General features: G+C 61.7%; 5 protein-coding genes. 4 read left to right on the top strand and 1 reads right to left on the bottom strand.

Features of this window, described 5'->3' with window-relative positions; all coding sequences use genetic code 11:
- Positions 1-86: 86 nt before the first annotated feature.
- A complete protein-coding gene (locus tag GHO41_RS28370) occupies positions 87-551 on the bottom strand; it encodes a TIGR02444 family protein (RefSeq protein ID WP_153435269.1) in 465 nt (154 codons plus the stop codon).
- 50 nt (positions 552-601) lie between these two features.
- Here GHO41_RS28370 and GHO41_RS28365 point away from each other — a divergent pair, with 50 nt between their 5' ends.
- From GHO41_RS28365 to GHO41_RS28350, 4 genes are all read left to right on the top strand, one after another.
- A complete protein-coding gene (locus GHO41_RS28365) occupies positions 602-2,512 on the top strand; it encodes an ATP-binding cassette domain-containing protein (RefSeq protein ID WP_048366904.1) in 1,911 nt (636 codons plus the stop codon).
- Positions 2,512-3,069, top strand: a complete 558-nt coding sequence (locus GHO41_RS28360) for a mechanosensitive ion channel family protein (RefSeq protein ID WP_048390485.1) — start codon at positions 2,512-2,514, stop codon at positions 3,067-3,069. Before GHO41_RS28365 ends, GHO41_RS28360 begins: the two co-directional genes overlap by 1 nt.
- 165 nt (positions 3,070-3,234) lie before the next feature.
- Entirely contained in the window at positions 3,235-3,867 is a 633-nt protein-coding gene (locus tag GHO41_RS28355; RefSeq protein WP_153435268.1) for a LysE family transporter, read from the top strand.
- 66 nt (positions 3,868-3,933) lie between these two features.
- Positions 3,934-5,466 (top strand): cytochrome c/FTR1 family iron permease (locus tag GHO41_RS28350; RefSeq protein ID WP_153435267.1); only part of this gene is annotated, 1,533 nt, incomplete at its 3' end.

Below are 5,466 nucleotides of genomic sequence, written 5' to 3'. Positions count from 1 at the left end.
GCCACCGCAACCGCAGCGCCAACACCGGCCGCTGCACCCGCTGCGGCGACACCCGCTACGCCGGCGACAACCCCTACCAGCGCTTCTTAAGCGTGGTTGATTGCGGCGCGCAGCGTTTGCAGCGCGCCGTGATCAGGGTGTTCAACCCCGCTGACCAGTCTTTGCAGCCAGTCGCAGTCGTCTTGCGATTGCGCAGGTAACCAGCCCAGGGTTGCCGCCTCCAGACGTCGCAATAACGTCCGTTCTGCCTCCAGCTCCAAGCCTTTGATCAGCCCGAGTAACGCAGACAGTTCGTCATCGTGCGTGGCCGCTTCGCGCCATTGCGTGCGTAATTGGCGCAAGGGCTGCACGACGTCGCGTTGCCAAGGCTCGGCGCAGGCCCGCAAGCACTCAAAACGCGCCTCATCGCAGGCGATACGCCGGTGTTCCAGCCAGGCTGCGCACAGCAGCAGGCACACATCCAGGCCCTGACGTTGCAGGCTTAAACAGGCGTGCTCAATGCCGGGCAGGGCATAGACCTTCAAACAGTAATTCCACAGATCGGTCTGCATAGTGCAATTCGCGCCAGTTGAGAGGGAAGCTGGTAGACTCCGCGGCCATTATGATCCGACTTCAGAACCTGACTTTACAGCGTGGCCCTCAGCGTCTGCTAGAAGACGCCGAGCTGACCCTGCACGCCGGCCACAAAGCCGGTTTGGTCGGCGCCAATGGCGCCGGTAAATCCACTTTGTTCGCCTTGCTGCTGGGTGAGTTGACGCCTGATTCCGGGGATTGTCTGCTACCGGCCGACTGGCGGATTGCCCACATGCGGCAAGAAATCGACACCCTCGATCGCATTGCGATCGACTACGTGCTCGATGGCGACCAGCGCTTGCGCGAGGTGCAAGCCAATCTCGCCCAGGCTGAGGCCGCCCAGGACGGTGCCGCGCAGGCGCGCTGGCATGCCGAACTGGACAGCGCCGACGGTTACACCGCCGATGCCAGGGCGCGCAAAATGCTTGCCGGGCTGGGGTTTACCAACGAACAAATGGACCGCCCGGTCGCCGACTTCTCCGGCGGCTGGCGGATGCGCCTTAACCTGGCCCAGGCCCTGATGTGCCCGTCCGATCTGTTGTTGCTCGACGAACCGACCAACCACTTGGACCTCGACGCCATTCTGTGGCTCGAAGACTTCCTCAAAAGCTACCCCGGCACCATGCTGCTGATCTCCCACGACCGGGACTTCCTCGACGCCGTGGTCGATAACATCGCTCACGTCGAACAGCGCAAAATTACCCTCTATCGCGGGGGTTACAGCGCCTTTGAACGTGCCCGCGCCGAGCGTCTGGCCCAGCAACAACAGGCCTACGAGAAGCAGCAGGCGCAACGTGCGCACATGGAAAGCTACATCGCCCGTTTCAAGGCCCAGGCCACCAAGGCCCGTCAGGCGCAGAGCCGGATCAAGGCCCTTGAGCGCATGGAAGAACTGAGCGCGGCCCACGTCGACTCACCGTTCAACTTCGTGTTCCGTGAAGCGGTCAAACTCTCCAGCCCGTTGCTCGACTTGTCGGACGCGCGCCTGGGGTACGGCGACAAAACCATCCTTGAGAAGGTCAAGCTGCAACTGGTGCCGGGTGCCCGCATCGGTTTGCTCGGCCCGAACGGTGCCGGCAAGTCGACCCTGATCAAAAACCTGGCGGGTGAGCTGGTTCCGCTGGCGGGGCGTCTGGCTCGCGGCGAAAACCTGTCGGTCGGTTACTTTGCCCAGCATCAACTCGACTCACTGGACTCCAAGGCCAGCCCGTTGCTGCACTTGCAGCGTCTGGCGCCGACTGAGCGTGAGCAAGTATTGCGTGACTTCCTCGGCGGGTTCGACTTTCGCGGGGCGCGCATCGACGAGCCGGTGCTGAACTTCTCGGGCGGTGAAAAAGCCCGTCTGGCCCTCGCGCTGATCGCGTGGGAACGCCCGAACCTGTTGCTGCTCGACGAACCGACCAACCACCTTGATCTGGAAATGCGCCTGGCCCTGACTATGGCCTTGCAAGAGTTCAGTGGTGCGGTGCTGGTGGTGTCTCACGATCGTCACTTGCTCAAAAGCACCACCGACGAGTTCTTGCTGGTGGCCGATGGCAAAGTCCAGGAGTTCGACGGCGACCTCGACGACTACGCCCGTTGGCTGGCTGATTACCGCCTGCGCAATGCGCCGGTGAGCAACACCGTAATCAACCCGGACAAGACCGATAAAAAGGCTCAACGTCAGGCGGCGGCTGCGTTGCGTCAGCAACTGGCACCGCACAAGCGTGAAGCCGACAAGCTCGAAAGCGAGTTGGGCAAAGTCACTGAAAAGCTCGCCCGGATCGAGACCAGCCTCGGTGACAGCGGCGTCTACGAGGCGGCGCGCAAAGATGAGCTGCGTGAGTTGCTGGCCGATCAGGCCAAGCTCAAAGTGCTCGAAGGCCAGCTCGAAGAGCGCTGGATGGAAGCCCTGGAAGTGCTTGAGACCTTGCAAGCCGAACTGGAAGCCCTGTCCTGATGGAGTCGCTCAACTTACCCGTACCGGCCGAGTTGATCGCGCCCCTGTGGATTGGCGTGCAGATCTTGCTGATCCTGCTGGCGGGGTACTTCCTGCAACGCGTGGTTGCGCGTTTTCTGACCCGCCTGGGCGAGCGTTACCCTTTGCCGTCGCAGTTGCTGTTGCCGCTGCGAGGCGGGTTGCGCTGGTTCATCATGGGCAGCGCGGTGATCTTCGTTCTCGAACGCCTTGGCGTTTCGGCCACGGTGTTGTGGACCGCGCTGTCAGGCTTTGTGGCGGTGGCGGCGATTGCCTTCTTCGCCATGTGGAGCGTGTTGTCCAACCTGCTGTGCGCGGTGTTGATCTTCACCGTGGGGCCGTTTCGCATTGGCGACGTGGTGGAGTTGCTCGATACCCTCGACAAGCCGGGGGTCAAAGGTCGCGTCGTGGCCATCAACCTGCTGTACACCACCCTGGTTGAGCCTGCCGAAGCCGGCAGTGGCAGCAGCATGGTGCAAGTCCCCAACAGCCTGTTCTTCCAGCGCTCCGTGCGCCGCTGGCGCGAAGGCGATCTGTAAACACCCTTCCCTCTGTAGGAGCGAGCTTGCCTCGCGATCTTTTGATCTTAAAAAAGATCGCGAGACAAGCTCGCTCCTACACGTAATATCCGCAAAAACATCTGGTTAATTTTCAGCCCGCGCATTAGCTTAAGGACTTGTTACAGTTTTTGTCCGAGGTGTGCGATGTCGCTGGAAACGTGGTTGGCCTTTTTCGCTGCTTGCTGGGTCATCAGCCTGTCGCCTGGCGCAGGCGCCATTGCGTCGATGTCGTGCGGCCTGCAATACGGCTTCTGGCGCGGCTATTGGAATGCGCTGGGCCTGCAACTGGGTCTGGCCCTGCAAATCTTCATTGTCGCCGCCGGTGTCGGTGCCATCCTCGCCGCGTCGTCCTCCGCCTTCTACGCGATCAAATGGTTTGGCGTGGCCTACCTCGTTTACCTCGCCGTTAAACAGTGGCGTGCCTTGCCGTCCGATCTCAGCGACGACTCGGCCATCCGCCCCATCGGTAAACCGCTGGCGCTGGTGTTTCGTGGCTTTCTGGTGAATGTCAGCAACCCCAAAGCGCTGGTGTTCATGCTCGCGGTGCTGCCGCAGTTTGTGAACCCGAACGAACCGTTGGTGAGCCAGTACCTGACCCTGGGCGTGACCATGATCGCCGTCGATCTGATCGTCATGGCCGGTTACACCGGCTTGGCGTCCAAGGTCTTGCGTCTGCTGCGCACGCCCAAACAGCAGCGCCGCCTGAACCGCACCTTTGCCGGTTTGTTCGTGGGTGCCGCAGGGTTTCTGGCGACGTTGCACCGCGCCACTACCTAAAAATCTTGAGTCGCGGTCATTGGAAGTGAACAATGTGTTACTTCTCATTTCCACCCGGATCTTTCAATGACCGCCCGATCGCGCTGTTTGGCCTGGCTGATGGTGCCAGTGCTCGCGTTGTGCAGCCTCGCTGTTTCAGCCAATTCCCCAGAAGGTGCTTCCCAAGCGTTGCACCTTATTGACTACATCGGTGCGGACTATCCGCCTACGGTCGAAGACGGCAAAGTCATCGACGAAACCGAGTATCACGAACAGTTAGAGTTCCTCACCGTCCTCAAGGGTCTGATTGCTGACTTGCCTGAACGCCCTGAGCGTGCGGAGTTGGCACAGGGCGTTAACGCCCTGCAATCGGCCATTGAACAGCGCGAAGACGGCGCCAAGGTCGCCCGTGAAGCGCGCCAGTTAGGGGCCAAGCTGGCCGTCGCGTACGAAGTCAGCCAAGCGCCGGTGATTACCCCGGATCCTGCACGCGGTGAGCCGCTGTACGCCCTGCATTGCTCAGTGTGCCATGGTGCCACCGGCGCCGGGGACGGCCCGGCCAGCATGGGCATGACCCCGCCACCGGCCAACCTGCGCGATGCTGCGCGTCTTGACCGCCTGAGCCTCTACGCGATTTTCAACACCTTGGCGCTGGGCGTTGAAGGCACCGACATGCCTGCTTTTGCCGACCAACTGGACGACCGTCAGCGCTGGGACCTGGCCACCTATGTGGCGGGCCTGAGTGCAGACCCAGCGGCGGCTAAAGCAGACAAAACCTACGACCTCGCTGAATTGGCCCGTCAGACCCCCGGCGAAGTGCTTGCCGCAGAAGGCCCGCAAGCCGCTGCCACGTTCCGCGCACAGCGGGCACAGCCGCCGCAGGTCAAGCGCGGCCCGGCGCAGTTGCTCGACTACACCAGCCAAACCCTGGACAAAAGCCTGGCGGCCTATCGCGAGGGTGATCGCGAGCAAGCCTACGACCTGTCTGTAGCGGCCTACCTGGAAGGCTTTGAGCTGGTAGAAAGCTCGCTGGACAACGTCGACAGCAGCGTGCGTAAAACCACCGAAAAAGCCCTGATGGCGTATAGGCAATCGCTGCAGGACGGCTTGCCAATCGAACAGGTCGAGCAGCGTCTGGACGCGGCCAAAGCCTTGCTCAAAGAGTCTGCCGGGCTGCTGGGCAGCGATGGCTTGAGCTGGTCCCTGAGCTACATTTCGGGTTTGTTGATTCTGCTGCGTGAAGGCCTGGAAGCGATTCTGGTGCTGGCGGCGATCCTCGCCTTCTTGCGCAACACCGGCCAGCAATCGGCGGTACGCAGCGTCAACATCGGCTGGGGCCTGGCTTTGGTCGCGGGCTTGGCCACGTGGGCGCTGGCCGCCTATGTGATTGACGTCAGCGGCGCCCAACGCGAACTGCTCGAAGGCTGCACCGCGCTGTTTGCCAGCGTCATGGTGCTGTGGCTCGGCGTGTGGATGCACGACCGCCGCCACGCCGATGCCTGGCAGGACTACATCAAAAGCAGTTTGGTCAGCGGCGGCGGGCGGTTTGGCTTTGCGGTGCTGGCGTTCTTCTCGGTGTACCGCGAACTGTTCGAAGTGATCCTGTTCTACGAAACCCTG

This window comes from Pseudomonas sp. FSL R10-0399 (assembly GCF_009600165.1).
GTDB lineage: Bacteria > Pseudomonadota > Gammaproteobacteria > Pseudomonadales > Pseudomonadaceae > Aquipseudomonas > Aquipseudomonas helleri.
Note: the sequence above shows the minus strand (reverse complement) of the source record. Positions and strands in the feature narration are given on the sequence as shown.